Below are 17,340 nucleotides of genomic sequence, written 5' to 3'. Positions count from 1 at the left end.
TAGTGTTCCGTGGGAAAACCCAACAAAGCATCAAAAAATGTTAAGTTTAAAAATACGAACCGCAAAGCACGCTAAGTACGCAAAGAAAGAAAGGGAGATTTAAGTGTTTTTTGAGAATGAGTTTATTATTTCTTTGTAGCAAACTAGCCAAAAATAAAGTGCAGCATTAAGTCCGCTGAACAACTTGGGTATACCTTCTGCAAAGTTTGAGATATTTTGAATATGTAGTGAGTCAATAGTAACTGCGATTATGAGTAAAATTAAGCTTGCTAAAAGTAAAATATAGGGTGTTGATTTAATTCTTTTCCAGAAAGCTTTGCCATAACTAAAGGCAATTATTGCATAAACAAAGATAGTTAGGAGCTTTGGGATACCAAAATAGGCGAATATTATATGAACACGATATATTTCATTGATTAGGAAACCTAACATTAGTAGCGCAGAATAAAAAATAAAACTATTGTTTTGATTATGAGGCTTAATCTTGTTCAGTAAACCAAAAGTAAATGCACAAACTACTGGAGGTATACAGCACAATAACTCGAATGTATGCGTCAATACTCCTGCGGTGGGATATTCTGGACTTGCTGGCGGATTAAACAATCCTCCTATAGGTAGATTTAACGAATAAGCGCAGGCGATTATTGATATCATTACTAGTAAACATAAGCTGTTGACCCAAATAATGGAACGGTAATTTTTCATAAATATCTATTCAAAAACTATAATTTTGGTAACTACTACAGAGTTTTAATCTGGCTATTGATTATACACAAGATATTTACGATTTTCCAGAAATTACTATTAATTATGTATAAAGATACAGTCAATAAAAGTTGGAACGAATGTAACCAAAATGTATTAAATTAATCTTGTCGCGTTTTTGAAATATACAATGACAAACTTTGAAATTAATACATCTGATGTCAAAGTACCTAATAACGACTTGAAAATTGACGCTTACTTAGCTCAACCTACACAAACAGAGCAAATTCCAGCAGTTATAGTTATTCAAGAAATCTTTGGTGTCAACAGTCACATTCGGGATGTCACCGAACGGATAGCTAAACAAGGGTATGTGGCAATTGCACCTGCGATGTTTCAACGTGTTGCTCCTGGTTTTGATGTTGGGTACTCTCAAGAAGACATGCAGCTTGGTTATCAGTATATGCAACAAATCAAGGCGCCGGATATTATGAGTGATATTCAAGCGACTATTGCTTATCTTAAAACTTTACCCAATGTTAAGGCGGAAGCAATAGGCGGCATTGGTTTTTGTTTTGGTGGTCATGTTGCTTACTTAGCTGCAACACTACCCGATATTAAAGCAACTGCTTCGTTCTACGGAGGTGGAATTGCTACTTCGGGTCTTGGTGCGGATACTGCAACAATTAACCGAACTTCGGAAATAAAATGTACTATTTACACATTTTTTGGTACAAAAGATTCATTAATTCCACAGGAGCAAAATCAGCAAATAGAGGCAGAGTTGAAGAAACATCATATCAATCATCGTGTATTTAGGTACGATGCAGACCACGGATTTTTCTGCGACCAGCGCGCGAGTTATAATCCTGAAGCTGCTGCAGATGCTTGGCAACATGTATTGGAATTGTTCCAAAATAATTTAAAGTAACATCTTGTGGAACGGGCATCTCTTGCCCGTCGCTTCGCGATAAATTGATTATGCCGTAACGCAGAAGCCGCGTAAAAGATACATATTTATAATCAAAAAAGAATAATTAAAAAAGAGGTACTCAATGGCACGGGAAGTAACAGATACCGATAACATAACTTGGTCATGCGCTGAGGCTTATTCAGGGCTTTCTGACAACGAAGAAAAAAGCGATGCTGCTAAAGTTAGTGGTGAGGATGATACATATTGGGTTGTTTGTACTCCAAGTGGTGGCGCCAAGTCAGTAAGGATTAAGCTATCAGGTGATTGGGAAAATTCATATTCGGATGAAGAACTACTAGACCAGATTAAGCAAGAACTACAACCAACAGCTTAATAGTAGTAAAATCGGTATATAAAGCGTTAGGTATGTGGTATATTGAAAAAAGTTCAGCGTAGCAATAAGGGTGTAGGGTGCGTGATAGCTATTACAATCTACAATAAAATTAAAAATTAAAAAGCTATCACGCACCTCCCTCCGTCACTTGTCACAACATTTGAATTTACATAAATTATTAATTTTCAATTTTTTCATTAGTCTTAATAAGTTTTGGAGGATAAGAAACATAAGTAATTTTACTTTTTTTCTCACTCTCTTTGATATCTTTGTAAATTGCCCATAAGTCGTAATTAAATTTAGCGGCATGGGCTTCTCGAACTTGTCTTATTTCTTCTACAATTGGGTCTTCTTTCATTGTTTTAAGTCTCCAAAAGTTCCTCTGGTGTACAAATTGCGACTGGTTCATAACCTCTTGAACGACAAAAACGTTCAACTTGTTGGCGAATTGCCGCGTTTGCAATATGCTTACAATTCCATGTTATTAAATAATCCACCCCGTTTGTAACCGCAATAGCAATATGAAATGCATCATCAGTAGCTTTTTTAGGTAGTATACCAGTTTCAACCAGCGTTTGTGCTAATGATACCGCTTCTTCTGTAATTTCAAGCAATTCTATCCCAGATAAAACTTTAAGCCTTTCTTGGGCTGCAATGGTATCTCCTGCACTAACTTCTCGAATAACCAGTTCCCAAGCAACAATGTTAAATGCTTCTCTACAATTTTCCCACCAGTCTCGTGTGGTCTGTTGGTGTCCCGCAATAACTACATCACGGTTAGGACGGGAAGTTAAATAACTAATCACCGAAGTTTTTACATAAACTTTGGCTTTTATAAGACAACTAATTATTTTTATAATAGAGTTATTCTACTATAATTAGAATTTACGATACTGTCACAATCAGGAGTCGGTGCGTGACGCTACAAGTCTTACTTCTACGTTGAAATTCCTTTATAGCGTCACGCACCCTACGATTTTTATGTGCCACTCGCCTAAGTCCTGTATATATAGCAACTGCGTGTGTTGTGGATACAAGAGAATTTACTATAAGCGTATTTTACTTGAGTTTTTCTTTGATTCGTTTTACTTGCTCTTGAAACTCGGCTCCTTTTTCTGGGTTGACCATTGCGATAAAATCAGCAAAGCCTGTAATTGCAGCAATGGTGTTGGAAGTGTTGCCCCAGTGTTTGCCTTTTATACCAGATTTTTCGATTTGATATAAAGTCGCGCGGAATTTGTTTAGTGTTTTTCTAGAAACAGTGGGTTTCTCGTTGACTACTACACCTGTAACTTCTTGTTGGTTGTATTTTCTTTGGATTCGAGTTTTATCTTGGTTTATTGTAAAGCCTTCGTGTGTAACGATGGACTCTGTACGTCGGAGAATGTTACAGATGGAGTTGAGGCTGTCACCAGAAGCAGAAAAGGTTAAATCATCTGCATAGCGAGTATAAGTGAAACCTAATTTTTCTGCCATTTCTGTTAAGCGACGGTCTAAACGACGACAAAGCAAGTTGGAAATGGCTGGACTGGCTGGTGAACCTTGGGGAAGAAATCTATCACCAACCGCAACATAATAATTTTCACCGTCTAATTCGAGTTCTTCGACTTCAGCAGCAGTACATATTAAAGCAAAAATAGTTGCTGCGGCGCCTGAATAACCGAAGGAACGGAATAGTCCTTTGACTCTTTTGTAAGATATGGAAGGGAAAAAGTCTTTTAAGTCAAAGTTTATAATTACTTCAGCACCAACGTGAGGAGTTGCGTTAGATACGATAGAACGTTCTCGACGAAAGCCATGTGCAGCATCATGAAGTTCTAATTTTTCAAGAATACTTCCTAATATCCAGTGCTGCGCTTGCTTCAAATTTGGCATGGGCGCCGATATAATGCGTTCTCCCCCTGTTTTCTTGGGCATTTTGAAGCGGATATAGTGAGAGACTGTGGAAGTTTTGCGGTTGAATGCTAAGAAACGCAATTTACCAACAGTGATTCCCATTGCTACTGCTATTTGTTCGGGAGTATTACAAATAGGTAACGAGAGTGAATTTAATCTTTCTTCATTACCTTCAGTATTGTTTAAATCACCTGAAACGTCTTCACCAAGGTAAAGAATTTCTTTCTCTTTTCTTTGTTTCCAAGCTTCCGCACGTTCTTTTCGTTCTCGCTCTTGCCGTTCTTTGGTTTCCTGGCACCTGCGACGTGATTCTTCTGAGCGTTTCTGATGAGCCTGTTCGTGTTGTAGTAGCTGTGAATTTTGCTGTCGTAATGTTTGTAATTCCCTTTGAATTTCTTCCTGGCGCCGAATATCTTCTTCTGAGTCTTGGGGTGAATCACCTTGCCAAAAGCCATAGCGTTGCATGTCTTCGAGAATGAATTTTTCCTTGCCAACTTCGCGGACAAATTGGCGCATTTCTTCTCGGTTACGGGGCTGGTCGCTCATATCATGCTGTAGAGACTAAATATTTAATGCTTTCAGCTTAACTTTGAGGCTTCAAAAATGTCAGGATTATTTGTATAAAAAATTACGCACATCTGCTAGTTTGTAAACCCCTTCGTAAATCCCTCAAGGCTAGACAGTTTTACTCAGCGGAGCCACCCCCAACCTTTTTTAAACAGAGTCACAGTCTCAAATGTCACTTTGCATTTGGAACTGAATAGTCGTCGGTTTTACTGAAACCAAACCGCGACACTGGGTGGCGGAGCGCCGTAAAGAACTGGCTAGTGATGCATGTTTAAACTTAGCGCAAGGACGATGATACATCGTCCGGATTGCAAGGTTAATACTTACGACTAGCTGCTGTGCGCGAACTTTTATTTTTTTGTATCTATAGCTTAATCGTACTCTAGTGATTTTGGGAAGGGGGAAAGCTAAAAATTTACAAAGTGATATTTATTCAGACTGGCGCCTAAATTGCATTCGTAAGGCTAGCATGTGTTCACAGGGACCTTTGTAGAGTTTGTGGTGCTTGTACCAGCTACAAGTGCATTGAGCTTGTGTGATACGCTCATCTTTGTCAATGGTTAAAGATGGGGTGTAAGTTTTGCCTTTACTTATGACACGACCGTTCAAGGTCAATATGCCTTCTTTTTCGTTGACAGATGTAACTTGTACAGCGTTTTGCTTTAAGAAGCGTGTAGCTTTTTCTTCGCGCTCGTTGGCAAAGCGTAAACGCTCTATCGGTAGCGGTTCGCGGCTTAGTTCTCTAACTCGATACACTTGTTTGTTTAAGTCATATATTACTCTACCTGCTTGTGTATAAGCACTTAAGGCTCCCATTACTGTTGTACGAGTAATACCTAAGCGTTGTGAAAGATTATCTATATTTTCTACCCAATTTTCCCGCAGTGCATTAAATATTGTCCTTTGTGTCCACTCGTCAACATCCGCGCGCGGCGCCATCAAGTCAAAGTTACCAGCACTTGCCCAGTCATTGGCTGTCCACCCTGACAAACCCAAGGTAAAAGACATATCACCTAAGTCGGCTACGTAAAAGGAAGGCATACCCGTACCTAATAAGTACACTGTAAATTTTTCGGCAACAGGAATCAGCCGTTCGAGAATGTGAAGACGACGGCGCCCCCATATACGAATTGTTTGAGCATCCCCATGATAAATAGAACGATGACAGACGAGTTCTATATTCCAGGGTTCAAATATAACCCGCACTGGTTCACCTGGTTTGAGGTGGTAACACATACTGCGCGGACCTTCTTTTTCTTTGTGGCGCCGTAGTATGAAACATAAGTTATGGACATCCATTGGGTGCAAGTCGAAGCTCGTTGCTGGTAAGCACATTGCTGAACTGACTTGTAGAAAACCTCTGACCCAGCTATCAGGTAAGTCTATTTTGACTTCTTTATAGGTGTCTTCGTTTGTGGTCTGAACTTCAAAGCCAGAAGGGTCTACTTGTAGCTGTGTTGTTTTGTAACTGCGGATTTTCTGAAATTCATTATATAGTGATGCTGAATAATCTACGTTGGTTGTTCCGCAGGCAAATTCTTTGATGTTTTTGAAGACTTCATAACTGGCGCCTAAACGTCCATAACTAGATTCGTCGATGCTGAAACATTCAAAAAATACTTCATCTGGGTGAACGGTTATTACAGGGTCGAGGACATACCAAGCATCGCGGTTCTTTTCATACAAGTATTGGAAGTAACGTCTTTGAGCTTCATAATAATTGGCACGCTGTTTGTATATACGATTTGTTAGTTCGTTATATTCGGTTTGTAGTTGCTGGATTTTTTCGGCAATGTCTTGGCGCAGTGTTGTTACTAGTTGCCAGTCTATTTGGTCTTGTTTCGCGCGCCATTCTTTGTATGCGGTTTTGTCTTTGGGTTTGAAGCGTAGGTCTGATACTACTACGTCGTGTAATGCCATTATGGCTTCGCGAAAGGCTATGTTTTGCCGTAGTTCGCCTATGAAGTATGTGGGTGGACGCTTTGTGTCGGGGGAGAAGGACATTTGAGTGTCGCTACCGTTTTGTATTATTTCTGTGCTTTTTTTATAGGTGTAGTTAAATTCCATGTTTTTAAAAAGATGATTTACCACAAAGACACATAATCCGGAGGATTTGCCGCAGGGTAGGGCACAAAGAAGGAAGAAAGAGAGTTATTTGCTTCTTGTTTCAGTTACACTTTTTAAGTTGAATGGTAGTGAGATATGAGGAAATTTTTTACGAATTTTTAACATTATTTGTATTGTCATTGATTTATTTCCTATTGCTATTGTTGCTGATTGCCGTGACATTATTTCTGCCACTATAGTCGCGGCAGTTTCACTTTTTTGTACTTCTGTTTCTAGAAAGACTAAAATTCTCTTTTTTACTATACTACCACGATTTACAAGAGATAATACACGTATAAAAAATGGCATTAATTCACGTAATCGTTCTGGATTGTTTTCTGCGTATTCTTCTAAAAAGTTGCTAGCAAATAGCTGCATATCTGCTGATGGATGTTCGCTAAATTTGAGGAGGTATTCTTGTCCTTGTTGGGTGTGGAAGTTTCGAGTTACTAAGTCACGTCCTAGTTGCCTTACATTTTCTCGGACGCTATCACAGATGGCTATTAAAACTTCTGGTGCAATTTCTTCAGGCGCCAAGTCTTGGGTAAATACTCTAAATGCAAACTCTCGTGAGTCGTCCCATTTTGACTCTAACAAGCGTACTGCTGCTAGCATTTGTTCAGAATCCGCGCGTAAACGGTTTAATATTTGGCAAAATATCTGTGTTGCGGCTTGACGAACTGTAAAAATTTCATGGTTGGCAAGTTTTACAATTTCGCTGGTTGCTAATTCTGGTATTAAAGCTTGATAATTTTCATGCAGTAGTATACCTCCTAGTTCTTGAGCATGGGGATACTTCGCGCGCAAAAGTTTGAAAATGGTTTCTTTAGTAATACTTGATGTCCATCCTTGTAAGTCTTTTAGTAGTAAAGTTTGTAAATAGATGTTAATTCCTTCATATTTTTCTGGGATGAGTAAAATATCAATTAAATCTAAAGCTAGTTGAATGTTGAAGCAATTATAAGTTAAAGCTAAATATCGGATAGTGGGTTTGATGGCATTACGTATTGCTGGACTAATATTTGTTGCCATGACGACAATTAAGCTTCTATATTCTTCAATTAGGTTTTCGTTAGGTAATGCACTAAATAATCTTAGACCAATTACTCGGACTCGTTCATGTGAAGATTCTAAAATATTTACTATTAATTCTGGTGGTACAGACTCGGCGCCTATTTCATGATTCAATAAAATACGGGCGCCTAATTCCTGAATTATTGCCAGAGGGTGTATGATTAACTGTTGAATGGTATTTAGTGATATACTGCGTAGCTGAAGTGTGAAGTTGATTAGTAAAACAGCCATTAAGTCTTTGACTGTATTGTGTTGATATTCAGATATTGATGAAGATTTTAGTGACAGTAATTTAGCAATAATTATTTCAATAAATATAAGTGCTACACTGTTTGAAATAATACTGCTATTTAATATACTGCGGGCTAATTTACGAGTTTCTACATATTCGCTAGTAATTAATTTTGGTATAAAAGTATTGTCTTGTAAAAAGGTGTCTCGCCTTTTGCTAATTAGTCGTAAAGCTTGACCGCGCGCTTTCTCATCAATACAATTTGCCAGCGCTAAAATTAACTCGTTGTTTGGCTCGGTATAATTATATTTTCTCCTTGTGACATCAAAACCAAATTGTACGGTAGTTAAATAAGGCTTTTTAACCAGTTCAATAATTGTACTGATATCAATAGCATCTAATAACGACGAAGAACTATTTAAAACTTTGACTGCAAAATTGTGGACAGGACGACACTTGCTTTCTAAAAGTAATCTTACCAAGATAGTTGGATTTTGTTCCCAAAGTTGTGGGAAAGCTTCTTCTCGCTGTAAGTGGATTATTTCCCCAGATAGCTTATAAGCTTCTCGACATGACCATGCGTGTGCATTAGATTTTAATTCATAGCGTAGACTATTTTCGTAAAGAATATGATTAAAGGTTATATATCGAGCAAATACATCCCAAATTTTCTTATACTCATACTCGACAAATGGGTTTACTAGAACAGTTTGAAGAATAGATGATTCTGTAAATTGTGTAAGTTGTTCAGAAGAAATTTTACGCTTGAAAACAGACTCTTTTACTGGTTCTGCATCGGCATCAGAATATTGGAGTAAAATTTCGGCAGCTATTCTTACATAGTCAGGGTCGCCATCTTCACCTAGTTTTCTGAGAGTACGCCATAGGCGCCGCAAAAAATAGTCACGGGTTTTTGTACTATAAGCAAGCTTTGAGTCAGGACGTTTTAGTTCTTCTGTAATTTCATCATTAATTAGTTCCTTATAACTTCTTGTTTTTGAGTCCCAATACAAACCAGATTTTTTAAGATGCTTATCCTCTGCTACTTGAATAGTTTTTTTTCTACTGGAAAACATAGGTAATTGCTTGTCGAAGCGGTAAGCTAAAATAGCAAATACTTCTGCATCACGACGGTATTCGGCAATTTTAAAAATATGTCGTATTCGCTGAAAGTAATTAGGTGCAAAAGGGGCGTGGCGTAAAATATTTAACAGTGCAGGACGCACGTGTTGATTATCTATTTGGTAAATAGTATCGAGAACAGCAAAATTTTGATAATCTCCACTTCCTAGGTATGTGCGGAGTGCAGCAGTAAATGACTCTGAGGAACCATCGCGCGCTAAATTCCGTAATTCCGAAGGCAAACTTTCAATTTTTTGCGCTAGTAAATTTGTTTTGCTATCATCATCTACTAGCTTTAATAACGCTTCAAAAGCAATACGTCTGACAAAATCAGATGTTGCGCTTGTTTGGTGTAACTGGGTGACGAATGGTATTGCTTCACTGGCGCCACACCATCCTAATGACCATATTATGCAGTAATCTCTTAAAGGGGCACCTGTACCAAGAAGATTGATAAGTAACGGTGTAGCTTCTATAATTTTAAGCTCCCCCGCGCGCCATATTGCCCTTTCTAAGTTCCATTTGTTGGGCTGATTATCTGCTAGACGGTTAATAACTGCTTGCTTGTGTGGGTCATCTACTGTTATGGGTTGAGTTAAATCAAATTTATTTAAGTTATTTTCTGCAACACTTTCTATATATCCCTTTTTCCGCTTCTGTTCGATTAACTTATCAAATACTTTCTGCGCTTCTTCTAAAGGTACAGCTTGAACTGTCTTTGAACCCTCTTTTAAATTTCCACCACGCTTGCCGTAGCGGAAGTTAACCAGATAACGCTGGTTCCCTATTTGACATAAGTCAACTTCGTAAACTCGATTCGATGTAACCTCTTGGTGATGCAGCGTTGTACGCTTAACCAGCTTCATATAGATTTTTGACCACTGATAAACCGTTAGAATACTATTTTGGCTTATACAGAGAAAAATAGTCAGATGGTAAATATACGGTCTTTTACGTCTTTATATGAACATCTTGGACTTAAAACTCAGCTTCTATGTTCCGTGCGCTATGAAGAACACGAAGTATAATTACGTGCGTATCTTGAATGGTGAAAAATATGCGATATGTGTTTCTTCCTTTTCCAAATAATAGTTGCCTTATTTCTTCTTCAAAAGCATTATCAATTGAAGCCAATGCACACCTTGCTGGAAATGTATCAAGTGTAAGAATCGAATTATTAATTTCATTTACCCATAGTTTTGCTTGTTCAGGCGAGTCATTTTTGCGAATCCATTTTGCTACTTCTTTTATATCAACTTTTGCTGCCGGAAGGATAATAACTTGATATTTCATTTTTCTAGCGATTCCAATATTTCCTTAAATGCTTCATCAGCGGGTTGACCCTCTCCTGCTTTCATTTGGTTAATCGCTACTTTGACTGCTTCTATTGTCTCAAGTCTTTCAACTAATTTTAACAGCTTCTGATATGACTTCACATCTTGCACTATGACCTCAGCTTTCCCATCAACAGTTAATACCATTGGTTGACCAGTCTCTCGCAACTGCTCAATAAATTGTGTGGTATTTTGTTGAAAGTTTGATAGGGAATCTATACCCTGTGCAGCATTAAGCATATAAATAGTAACTTTATTTGGATTAAATATTTATTGTAGCAAGATTCTTAGATTTTAACAGGCATCCTGCATGTTCTACAAGACAAACTCTTGTAGAACAGGCAAGGATGCCCATCCTTCTTTATGCCCAAGTCCACATTCCAGGGCTATCATCAAGGTAGTCGGTGACGAGGCGCCCAATACCATCAATTTCTTGTAAATCTTCGTCTGATAGTTTTACTATTGCAGCTTTGGCATTAGCTACAGCTTGTTCGGTATTTCTGGCGCCTACTATTGCATTACTTTGAGGTTGAGCTATTAACCAAGCTATCGCAAGTTGAGCAAGTGTACAATTATGACTTTCGGCAATAGAACGTAATTTTTCTAATGCGGAGAGCGCGCGTTCAAAGTTCTCACCTTGAAATAATTTATTATCAGCGCGGTTATCTCCTTGCTCAAATTTATGTCCTTTTTCAAACTTCCCTGTTAATAAACCTTGTGCGAGGGGTGAGTAGGCAATAATTGATATTTGATTTTCCACACAGTAAGGCGCCGCATCTTTTTCTACGTAGCGCCAAAATAAAGAGTATGGAGGTTGTAAACTGTCAATACGTCCGTATTGAGTTGCTTCTTGAAGTTGGGCGCCTGAAAAGTTAGAAACACCTATTGCCCGTATTTTCCCCTGTGCCTTTAATTCATTTAGTGCGCGCATTGTTTCTTCTATTGGCACTATTTCCGTATTGAAGGCGCCGGAAGGCCAATGAATTTGATACAAGTCTATGTAGTCAGTTTTGAGATTTTTAAGTGAATTCTCGCAAGCCTCTATGACTTGATTGTACTTCAGATGGTTAGCGAATACTTTAGTGGCATATTCTACTTGGTCACGCTTATCGGAAAGTGCTTCTGCTACAATTCTTTCAGAATGTCCTTGCCCATAAACTTCTGCTGTGTCGATGGTTGTTATACCTGCATCAACTGCCGCGCGTATTGCTTTTATTGAGTCATCATCTTCTATACCTACCCATTGTTTCTTACCCGCTTGCCAAGTTCCCATAAGAATGGGTGTAATATGCACCTCGGATGTTCCTAACTGTCGCTTTTCCATATTTCACCTGAATTAAAATTCACTACCTGGATAGTTTTTTAGTTTATAGAACTTAGTGTTCAATAAAAATCAGTGTTAAAGTAGATATTTATGAAATTAACTAGTACTTTCCACGCTTTAAAGGAATGGGCTGTTGCAATTGAAGCTTTGGAAGCAGGTGATACTGTGATGCTGCTTCGCAAAGGTGGTATCCACGAACTAGGTGGACGCTTTCAAGTTGCCCAAGCACAAGTTTTACTATATCCGACTTATGAACACCAGCAACCAAGATTGCTTAAATCTGAATACGAAGCGCGCGTTGTTCCTGTAACATCCGGTTGGCATCCACAAACTGTACGTATTGGTAGCTGGGCACATATTACTGACATTTTGCCTGTAACATCCGAAAACGTTGTTAACGAATTATTGCCTTTTCATATTTGGAACGAGCATTTCCTAAATGACCGTCTCAAGTGGAAACCGCGTCAACCCTTATTTGTATTGCTGCTACGCGCGTACAAGTTAGCACGAGTTGAGGAAATTCCTTACCGTGACTCATATGGTGGTTGTAAATCTTGGATTGATTTGGAGGGTTCAATTAGTATAGATGATGCAATACCTGTCTTACCTGAATCTACTTATAACCAAACTGTAAATGATATTCGCTGTATAATTGGTGATAAGTTATATGCTCCATCTATATAAGATAGATAAGAACGTATATCACAATTTTGGCGCCTCTTATTGAAAACAAAAAGTAAATTTTCCTGAGTTTCCCCTTCCTGAAGAACCTTGCACACTTCCTGCTGTGTTACTTCGCAGTGCAACATAACGTTTGATTAACATTCGCAGTTGTTCTGGTTGTAATAACTTCGGAAATTTGTTAATTGCTAGTTCAAGGTCATCAAGATAAGCTGCATGACTAGAGAAAGCATTAAATTTAGCTTGCATCCATTTTTCTGAAAGAGTTAGTAAGGTGCAAAGCTCCTGCTCACGTCGTGCAGCATCAAGATGTCTGACTAGGTATAACAGTCCATACTCATCGCAATTTGTCCAGTCTACCTCTTCCCAAGTGATAGAATCTGGTTTGTAGTACACAATAATTAAGTTATGCTGTAAGGAAGCATCCGACCAAAAATCTCCACTACGTTTTCGGTCGAGTAAATAATCCCGCAGTGATTCATGGAAAATAGTATAAGTTACATTGCCTTGTGCATCTTTATTTTCATCTAATAAAGGACGCAGTATTTCCAGACTTTGCAATAACTTCTCAATCTCAATACCTGTAAATTTGCTTAACTGCTCTTGTGTTAAAGGTTGCTGTGCGACCGTCAATCTTCCTAAAATGTGCTGATAATCACATTCATCACGATTGATACGCTCAAGGAAGTTGTGGTATATATCATCAATACTGTGGGGCAACGTATCGAGGTTATCTATATTTTGCTGTGCTGCTATGTTGTCTATTACTAACTTTGCATACAAAAAATTGCCTTTTGCATAGTTGGCAATCTGACTGATTAAACTTCCGCTTGGTAAATGTTCAGGGGGCGCCTCTCCTGAACGGTTATAATCCAAAAATTGAAAACGTGGATCTTTGAAACGTCCCTCGATATACTGCCAGATGTCTGCTAGATTCAATGAAGACGTGTTTTCTATATAGTATGGTGTAACGTTTGTAAATTCCCGTAGTAATGGGTCTTTGGGACGAGATGTCAAAATAAAGCGTACCCAATCGGGTAACTCTAAGCTATACAATTGTGCAAGTAACCTAATTATATTTTCATCCCCTGTAATTCCAGCTTCGTACAACGAATCAATCAAAATGACTACATCTGTTGAAAGTTGCTGTAATTGTGTCAAAGGTAGACGAATTAAGATTTCAAGCTCGTTTTCTGGGTCATTTGGCGCCAAATTTTGAATGTAAAGTTTTGTTAGCTCACTTCCAGTTAGTGAGTCAATATAATTAACTTGAGTTTGTAAGTCAGTTGGTTTAATTGTACTTGCCAAAGCTTGTCCATAGTTTGGCAAATTTCCTAACTGTACAGCCAAAGACCTTAATATGTAGCTGGATTTTGTAGTTTCTACGTCCCCCATTGTACAAAAATGGTACGCTGTTACATAATTGCGCGTAATCAATTGCGTAGAAATACTGCTTAAACCTACCCCAGGTTCCCCAGTTAGAATTAAAAAACGTTGATTTTTATTTAATAACCAGTTATTTATATGTTGAAAAAGCCAATCACGCCCAATAAAATTTTCTATAAGAGTTTTCATATTATTTGTATAAAAAATAATAGCAAGTTGAAGTAACTACCTAAAATCTGGTATTTGACTTCATACGACATAGAGTTAAGCTAACACATGATTTTTAATAAAGTCTTTAGATTTTGGTATAGCATATCAGTCTGATTTAACTACAATTCTATCCGCAAGTCGATGCCTAGTACAGTTAACCACATAACAATATAGTCGGAAATCACTATTGACAAATAGCAACAAAAATGCATATATGAATGATTAATTGATTTTACGTCGTTTTGGACAATGTAGAGACATGAATGATGATCAAAACGCGATGTAGAGACGTGAAATTTCACGTCTCTACACAAATAGGGCTAATATATTATCGACAATGCAGCGTTCGGAGTCGGAAATATTCTAATTATGGTGTTTGACCGGGTGTAGGTGCTGGGTTTACTTCGGGTGTTTGACCAGGTGTAGGTACTTGGTTTTGTGTAGGTGTTTGGTTTTGTGTAGGTGTTTGGTTTGTTCCAGGTGCTGTATTTGGTGCTGGCGCCTGATTTGGTCGAGTTGTGGGGTTTGACTCTTGTTGGAGTTTTGCTGCGATGGTTTTGCGTAAGCTTGCTGGTAGAAGTACGCGGTTAACTGCGTGAATTACACCGTTACTTGCTTTGATGTCAGTTTGGGTAACACTGGCATCGTTTATAATCACCTTCTTACCAGTTTTGCGAACAGTTACCGTACCACCGAGAGTTTTGATAGAACCATTTTTTAGTTGACTAGCAGTAACTTTACGAGGTACAACGTGATAGGAAAGCACTTCCCTTAACAATTCTTTGTTCTGAGGTTCGAGTAAAAGCTGTAAGGCGCCTTGAGGTAAGGAAGAGCTAAAAGCTTGGTCGGTAGGTGCAAAGATTGTATAAGAACCGCTGGAAAGGGTGCTAGACAAACCTGCTGCTTCAACAGCTTGTGCAAGTGTAGTAAATGTACCACTCGACTGCGCTACTTGTAATAGATTTTCATTCGCCGTGTTTGTTGGATTTTTGGCTGGTGTGGATCGATTTGTTGATGGTTTTGTGGTGCCAGTGGGAGTATCTGTAGTGCTACCTGGAGATTCTGGAGTATTTGTTGGAGATTCTGGAGTATTTGTTGGCGCTCCCGGATTTTGATTTGTTTGTGCAGTTACAGGTACTGCTAGGGCGCTAATACCTATCATAGTAGCAGCAGCAATTCTGACAGGATTTATGATTTTGTTAAACATGATTACACTGGTTTGTAATTAAATACGCACGGTTATCAAGTTAGTTAAGTTTTGTATATAATTCCTCTAGCAAAAGTAGTATTTTTTATGTTTGATATTCAATTACTCCCCCGTATAAATGCTAAGGTTACACGTCAAAATGGTAAACAATATTACGTTGATGCTGATGGAAAAAGTTTTCCTAGCGTGACAACAATATTGAATGCAACCAAACCACAAAAAGACCGTGATAGGCTAGCTAATTGGAAAGCACGTATCGGTGTAGAAGAAGCGACTAAAATTACAACAAAAGCTAGTCGTCGTGGTACTCAAACACACAAGCATATTGAACGTTATTTACTTAATCAAGACCCTATTTGTCCTGAAGCTAGTCTTCCATACTGGGAAAGTATTAAACCTGTTTTAGATAAAATTGATACTGTTAGATTAATTGAAGGCTCGGTTTTTAACTACAATTTCAACTATTCGGGTCAAGTTGACTGTGTTGCCAGCTATGAAGGTATAAATTGTATTTGCGAGTGGAAAACTGCTGATAAGCCAAAAGGTTCTATAGAAAGATTATATGAATATCCATTGCAGTTAGCAGCATATTTAGGAGCAGTGAGTGAGTCTTACCGTGAGTATGATATTGAAGTGAAACGCGCGCTTTTGGTTGTAGCTATTCCAAATACTCCCGCAGAAGTCTTTTGGTTTGATACCGAAGCGATGGAAGAATACTGGTTGATATGGGAGAAGCGAGTTAGAGAATATTGGGAAAAACGTAGCATAGGCTTATAGCCTGTGCAATAATATAGTTATTTTTTACCACAAAGACACAAAGGACACAAAGAGAGTTTTAAACATCCTCTAATACTGCTAGTACTGCTTTTGGTTGTAATTTATCTTTGAACCAAACGATACGCGCGGGTACGTCGTTTAATTTTACTCCTGCTTTTTCTAAGTTTAGTCTTTCGGAAATTGCTAGGATTAAGTTATTGCATCCTGAACGTCGGACTTGAGAAAATTTCTTTTGTAAATATTCTGGGCGCCAGTACCCTACAATCTCTAGTAAGTAATCTCTACCATCTGGATGAACGAGACGAAAATCGGGAATCATGACGCTACCGGGTATTGGAATTAAATCAACTTCGCGCTCTAATTGCCATTCAGTTTTAAGAGATTCCCATTTATCGGCAAACGATGCTTCTAACATACTATCGTATGGTTTCCCAGGTGGGTAATGTGTGACTAAACCACAATCTGCAGAGTGAAGCGCAAATCTTCCTATTTTCCAAGTATCGTTGTACACATCGCGCATTTTTAATGTTGCAGCAAGGCTCCATTTGGTAACGTGGAGGATAGCGGGAATTAATTTTGCTATAGCAAGACCATAGCGTGTACTCGGAGTAAATAAACTGACTGGACCATCAATTGTAATCGTAAACCCGTGGTCTGAGTCTCCTTCGATATAAGCCATTAATTGAAATAATTTCAAATACCGAAATAAAAGTTTATATTCTCCAGGGTTATTACGATGCGCGTTGATAACTAACTGACTTGCTTTGTAAAATATCCCTTGGACTTGTGAAAGATTGTATCGATGTATTAATGCTTCAGGGTTTGGTTCCTCGAAAGCTGTTAAAATCCTGTTTTCTGATAAATCGGCGTATAAACCTGATTTTACTTGTTCGGGTAATACTTCACGCTCAAGTTCCTTACTCAATTCGTCAGCTATATATGTAAGTGTAGCCTGTGTTTGCTGTTTACTAGGCGCCGATAAAGCAGCACGAGCAAATACACGTTCGCGTAGAAAAAGTGGATCAATGGGACTGACTATTTCAAAATTGCAAAAACTGCTTTTGAGAATATAAGCTAATCCTCGCTTAACTCGGTAATCAGTACTTTCCCCTTCTAATTCAGATAATTGTCGTTCTAATTCACCTTGAGTTTTACCTCGCATTGCCTGAAAACAATTAATTAACTCAGTTGCTAACTCTAAACTTTTCGCTTCAATCTTCAAACGCTTTGGTATAATTTGTTCACCATTTTGGCGAGAAATAAGTAAATCAGTTGGTAACATTTATTATCTCAACTAAAAAAATCATGCGTGGGACTCAAGCTTGGCTTAAAGTTTAGCTTTTTGTGCCTGAAGTTTTTCAATATCCCTTTAAGTTATATCTGCCCATCACAATGATAGAGAAAATTTGTCA

General features: G+C 38.2%; 16 protein-coding genes. 4 read left to right on the top strand and 12 right to left on the bottom strand.

Annotation, left to right across the window (positions count from 1 at the left end; genetic code table 11):
- Positions 1 to 99: 99 nt before the first annotated feature.
- A complete protein-coding gene (locus AC2JBO_RS05070) occupies positions 100 to 705 on the bottom strand; it encodes a DUF8692 domain-containing protein (RefSeq protein WP_496952543.1) in 606 nt (201 codons plus the stop codon).
- Positions 706 to 895: 190 nt separating this feature from the next.
- On the opposite strand from AC2JBO_RS05070, the gene AC2JBO_RS05065 reads away from it, so the two are divergent.
- Both AC2JBO_RS05065 and AC2JBO_RS05060 read left to right on the top strand, forming a co-directional pair.
- Positions 896 to 1,636 carry a dienelactone hydrolase family protein gene (locus tag AC2JBO_RS05065; protein ID WP_496952542.1) on the top strand — a complete coding sequence of 247 codons (741 nt, stop codon included), beginning with the start codon at positions 896 to 898 and terminating at the stop codon, positions 1,634 to 1,636.
- A 124-nt stretch (positions 1,637 to 1,760) separates the two neighbouring features.
- A complete protein-coding gene (locus AC2JBO_RS05060; protein WP_496952541.1) occupies positions 1,761 to 2,012 on the top strand; it encodes a hypothetical protein in 252 nt (83 codons plus the stop codon).
- A gap of 178 nt (positions 2,013 to 2,190) precedes the next feature.
- Here the strand turns inward: AC2JBO_RS05060 and AC2JBO_RS05055 are convergent, their stop codons facing one another.
- The 8 genes from AC2JBO_RS05055 to AC2JBO_RS05020 all read right to left on the bottom strand — a co-directional run bounded on the left by AC2JBO_RS05055 (position 2,191) and on the right by AC2JBO_RS05020 (position 11,667).
- Positions 2,191 to 2,370: a hypothetical protein gene (locus AC2JBO_RS05055; RefSeq protein WP_496952540.1), complete on the bottom strand. Its 180-nt coding sequence runs from the start codon at positions 2,368 to 2,370 to the stop codon at positions 2,191 to 2,193.
- 4 nt (positions 2,371 to 2,374) lie between these two features.
- Positions 2,375 to 2,818, bottom strand: a complete 444-nt coding sequence (locus AC2JBO_RS05050; protein ID WP_496952539.1) for a type II toxin-antitoxin system VapC family toxin — start codon at positions 2,816 to 2,818, stop codon at positions 2,375 to 2,377.
- Positions 2,819 to 3,071: 253 nt separating this feature from the next.
- Positions 3,072 to 4,454, bottom strand: coding sequence for a reverse transcriptase family protein (locus AC2JBO_RS05045; protein ID WP_496952538.1), 1,383 nt, complete (start codon positions 4,452 to 4,454; stop codon positions 3,072 to 3,074).
- A 450-nt stretch (positions 4,455 to 4,904) separates the two neighbouring features.
- Positions 4,905 to 6,542, bottom strand: a complete 1,638-nt coding sequence (locus tag AC2JBO_RS05040; RefSeq protein WP_496952537.1) for an SWIM zinc finger family protein — start codon at positions 6,540 to 6,542, stop codon at positions 4,905 to 4,907.
- Positions 6,543 to 6,626: 84 nt separating this feature from the next.
- Positions 6,627 to 9,875 (bottom strand): WGR domain-containing protein, encoded by a 3,249-nt coding sequence (locus AC2JBO_RS05035; protein ID WP_496952536.1) that lies wholly within the window; start codon positions 9,873 to 9,875, stop codon positions 6,627 to 6,629.
- A gap of 112 nt (positions 9,876 to 9,987) precedes the next feature.
- The gene (locus tag AC2JBO_RS05030) at positions 9,988 to 10,302 is read right to left on the bottom strand and encodes a type II toxin-antitoxin system RelE/ParE family toxin (RefSeq protein ID WP_496952535.1); all 315 of its coding nucleotides are present in this window, start codon (positions 10,300 to 10,302) and stop codon (positions 9,988 to 9,990) included.
- Entirely contained in the window at positions 10,299 to 10,583 is a 285-nt protein-coding gene (locus AC2JBO_RS05025; RefSeq protein WP_496952534.1) for a type II toxin-antitoxin system Phd/YefM family antitoxin, read from the bottom strand. The genes AC2JBO_RS05030 and AC2JBO_RS05025 overlap by 4 nt, the downstream gene beginning before the upstream one ends.
- Before the next feature lie 121 nt (positions 10,584 to 10,704).
- Entirely contained in the window at positions 10,705 to 11,667 is a 963-nt protein-coding gene (locus tag AC2JBO_RS05020) for an aldo/keto reductase (protein WP_496952533.1), read from the bottom strand.
- A gap of 90 nt (positions 11,668 to 11,757) precedes the next feature.
- Here AC2JBO_RS05020 and AC2JBO_RS05015 point away from each other — a divergent pair, with 90 nt between their 5' ends.
- Positions 11,758 to 12,351, top strand: coding sequence for a DUF1802 family protein (locus AC2JBO_RS05015; RefSeq protein WP_496952532.1), 594 nt, complete (start codon positions 11,758 to 11,760; stop codon positions 12,349 to 12,351).
- Positions 12,352 to 12,387: 36 nt separating this feature from the next.
- On the opposite strand, the gene AC2JBO_RS05010 is transcribed toward AC2JBO_RS05015, so the two are convergent.
- The gene (locus tag AC2JBO_RS05010; protein ID WP_496952531.1) at positions 12,388 to 13,923 is read right to left on the bottom strand and encodes a P-loop domain-containing protein; all 1,536 of its coding nucleotides are present in this window, start codon (positions 13,921 to 13,923) and stop codon (positions 12,388 to 12,390) included.
- Positions 13,924 to 14,311: 388 nt separating this feature from the next.
- Positions 14,312 to 15,151, bottom strand: a complete 840-nt coding sequence (locus AC2JBO_RS05005) for a fasciclin domain-containing protein (RefSeq protein ID WP_496952530.1) — start codon at positions 15,149 to 15,151, stop codon at positions 14,312 to 14,314.
- Between the two features lie 87 nt (positions 15,152 to 15,238).
- Here AC2JBO_RS05005 and AC2JBO_RS05000 point away from each other — a divergent pair, with 87 nt between their 5' ends.
- Complete coding sequence (locus AC2JBO_RS05000; protein ID WP_496952529.1) at positions 15,239 to 15,928, top strand: PD-(D/E)XK nuclease family protein; 690 nt, start codon at positions 15,239 to 15,241, stop codon at positions 15,926 to 15,928.
- A gap of 58 nt (positions 15,929 to 15,986) precedes the next feature.
- On the opposite strand, the gene AC2JBO_RS04995 is transcribed toward AC2JBO_RS05000, so the two are convergent.
- Positions 15,987 to 17,210 carry a DUF790 family protein gene (locus tag AC2JBO_RS04995; RefSeq protein WP_496952528.1) on the bottom strand — a complete coding sequence of 408 codons (1,224 nt, stop codon included), beginning with the start codon at positions 17,208 to 17,210 and terminating at the stop codon, positions 15,987 to 15,989.
- Positions 17,211 to 17,340 lie beyond the last annotated feature (130 nt).

This window comes from Calothrix sp. CBUCES-K 9914, from assembly GCF_059640475.1.
This window is presented reverse-complemented; position numbering and strand designations above follow the sequence as displayed.

Coding starts and splice junctions, on each gene's coding strand:
- AC2JBO_RS05045 (WP_496952538.1), bottom strand. CDS start 4,454: ATGAGCGACCAGCCCCGTAACCGAGAAGAAATGCGCCAATTTGTCCGC.
- AC2JBO_RS05005 (WP_496952530.1), bottom strand. CDS start 15,151: ATGTTTAACAAAATCATAAATCCTGTCAGAATTGCTGCTGCTACTATG.
- AC2JBO_RS05020 (WP_496952533.1), bottom strand. CDS start 11,667: ATGGAAAAGCGACAGTTAGGAACATCCGAGGTGCATATTACACCCATT.
- AC2JBO_RS05070 (WP_496952543.1), bottom strand. CDS start 705: ATGAAAAATTACCGTTCCATTATTTGGGTCAACAGCTTATGTTTACTA.
- AC2JBO_RS05035 (WP_496952536.1), bottom strand. CDS start 9,875: ATGAAGCTGGTTAAGCGTACAACGCTGCATCACCAAGAGGTTACATCG.
- AC2JBO_RS05065 (WP_496952542.1), top strand. CDS start 896: ATGACAAACTTTGAAATTAATACATCTGATGTCAAAGTACCTAATAAC.
- AC2JBO_RS05060 (WP_496952541.1), top strand. CDS start 1,761: ATGGCACGGGAAGTAACAGATACCGATAACATAACTTGGTCATGCGCT.
- AC2JBO_RS05010 (WP_496952531.1), bottom strand. CDS start 13,923: ATGAAAACTCTTATAGAAAATTTTATTGGGCGTGATTGGCTTTTTCAA.
- AC2JBO_RS05040 (WP_496952537.1), bottom strand. CDS start 6,542: ATGGAATTTAACTACACCTATAAAAAAAGCACAGAAATAATACAAAAC.
- AC2JBO_RS04995 (WP_496952528.1), bottom strand. CDS start 17,210: ATGTTACCAACTGATTTACTTATTTCTCGCCAAAATGGTGAACAAATT.
- AC2JBO_RS05000 (WP_496952529.1), top strand. CDS start 15,239: ATGTTTGATATTCAATTACTCCCCCGTATAAATGCTAAGGTTACACGT.
- AC2JBO_RS05015 (WP_496952532.1), top strand. CDS start 11,758: ATGAAATTAACTAGTACTTTCCACGCTTTAAAGGAATGGGCTGTTGCA.
- AC2JBO_RS05030 (WP_496952535.1), bottom strand. CDS start 10,302: ATGAAATATCAAGTTATTATCCTTCCGGCAGCAAAAGTTGATATAAAA.
- AC2JBO_RS05025 (WP_496952534.1), bottom strand. CDS start 10,583: ATGCTTAATGCTGCACAGGGTATAGATTCCCTATCAAACTTTCAACAA.
- AC2JBO_RS05055 (WP_496952540.1), bottom strand. CDS start 2,370: ATGAAAGAAGACCCAATTGTAGAAGAAATAAGACAAGTTCGAGAAGCC.